At 37.6% G+C, this 1,810-nt stretch carries 2 protein-coding genes; both read left to right on the forward strand.

Going from position 1 to position 1,810, the window contains the following annotated elements:
- Positions 1–1,497, forward strand: a 1,497-nt coding sequence (gene cas4g/cas1g, locus AC29Z1_RS17480; protein ID WP_488272719.1) for a CRISPR-associated endonuclease Cas4g/Cas1g, incomplete at its 5' end; no start/stop codon positions are given.
- A 7-nt stretch (positions 1,498–1,504) separates the two neighbouring features.
- The gene (gene cas2, locus AC29Z1_RS17485) at positions 1,505–1,783 is read left to right on the forward strand and encodes a CRISPR-associated endonuclease Cas2 (RefSeq protein WP_488272720.1); all 279 of its coding nucleotides are present in this window, start codon (positions 1,505–1,507) and stop codon (positions 1,781–1,783) included.
- Positions 1,784–1,810 lie beyond the last annotated feature (27 nt).

The following is a 1,810-nucleotide window of genomic DNA, read 5'->3' on the forward strand; positions in this document are numbered from 1 at the left end:
AAATTGCAAGAGGAAATACGTGAGACTCGTTTGAAACGAGATCGAGGAACCCGGTATCAGATTAGGCGAATCTCGTTATCCTCTGATTACTATGGGATAACAGGAATTTTAGATACTATTGAAGAAGGCGATGGTAGTTACTATCCTATCGAGTATAAAAAAGGACGTTTACGTCATAACCTTAATGACGATGTTCAGCTTTGTCTTCAAACTTTCTTGCTTGAAGAATATCTAGACACCAATATTTCTATAGGGTACATATACTATGTGGAATCGGCCAAACGGCGTCAGGTAATAATTACGGATGATCTTCGCGATATTGCATTAGAAGCTATAAGACAAGCTCGCGCAATAATAAGTGATGGATCTATTCCAGAACCCGTAAATGATCATCGCTGTAAGGAATGTAGTCTTCAATCTCGCTGTCTGCCTGAAGAATCAGCCTATCTCACAGGCAAAGGGGATAAACCACGTAAAGTTATCTCTAGTGCTAACTTGGGAAGGGTACTTTATATTGATGTACAGGGATCCTATGTAAGGAAAAAAGAAGGATGCATAAGTGTAATCAAAGATAAAGAAATAATTCAGGAAGTACCACTCAATTCAATTGATCAAGTGGTTATGGTTGGTCAAGTCAATACTACTGTACCATTATTGGATGAATTACTGAAACGTGGTATTCCGGCATATTTTTGTTCCAATAACGGCGGTCTTTCCGGATGGTTGCATCCAACATGGAACAAAAATTCGCTACTCCGGATTGCGCAGTATCGAGCTTTTGATGAAGGCGAACGGAAATTAGAGTTTGCTAAGGCTTTTGTTTACGGAAAGATAGCAAATTGCCGAACTATGCTTATGCGTTACAATCGCACCAGGAAAAATGACCATATCAGTACAAGTGTGGCGTCTATGGCGAGATTCATAAAAAAAATAACAGTGCAAAAAAGCTTAAATGAACTAATGGGAATTGAAGGAATGGCAACTCGCGTCTACTTTGACTGCTTTTCATACATAATTCGTCAAGAAGGTTTTACTTTTGTTAACCGCAATCGAAGGCCTCCCCAAGATCCAGTGAATGCAATGTTATCGTTTGGTTATGCCATGCTGACCAAAGATATAATTAATGAAATTACCAAAATAGGGTTAGACCCATATTTAGGCTTTTTACATAGTCCAATATATGGACGTCCAGCATTGGCTTTAGACTTGATTGAAGAGTTTAGACCGATTATTGTAGATTCGGCAGTAATTAACGCTATCAATACTCATATGGTCAGCCCGGAAGACTTTGTGATGAACGGTAATAGTTGCATACTTAAAGAAAGCGGGAGAAAGGCTTTTTTTCAGGCATACCGTAATCGAATCAATGAAGAAATAACACATCCTGTATTTGGGTACAAACTTTCCTACAGAAGAACAATTGAACTGCAGGCTCGGATTTTTGCAAAAGTTCTTCAGGGCGAATACAAAAAATATATACCCTTTATAGTGAGGTGACACGGATATGGAGCATTACGTTATTGCATATGATATTAAAGATGATCGCCGACGCAGTAAAATTTTTAATTTACTAAAAAGTTATGCTACTCATGTTCAGTACAGTATTTTTGAAACATATATTACCAAGGAAGATATAACTGTGTTAAAATATAATCTAAGAAGGATGATACATACTAAAGAAGATAGTATTTTTATCTATCGCCAATGTAGCTTTTGTAATAGTGAGATAGAGCGTTTGGGTACACCTATCAACATTTATGGACAAGGGGACGTTATTATTTAGCTAATTAGAGCGAGAGGTCTGAGTGGG

Source organism: Sporomusa sp. (assembly GCF_057736855.1).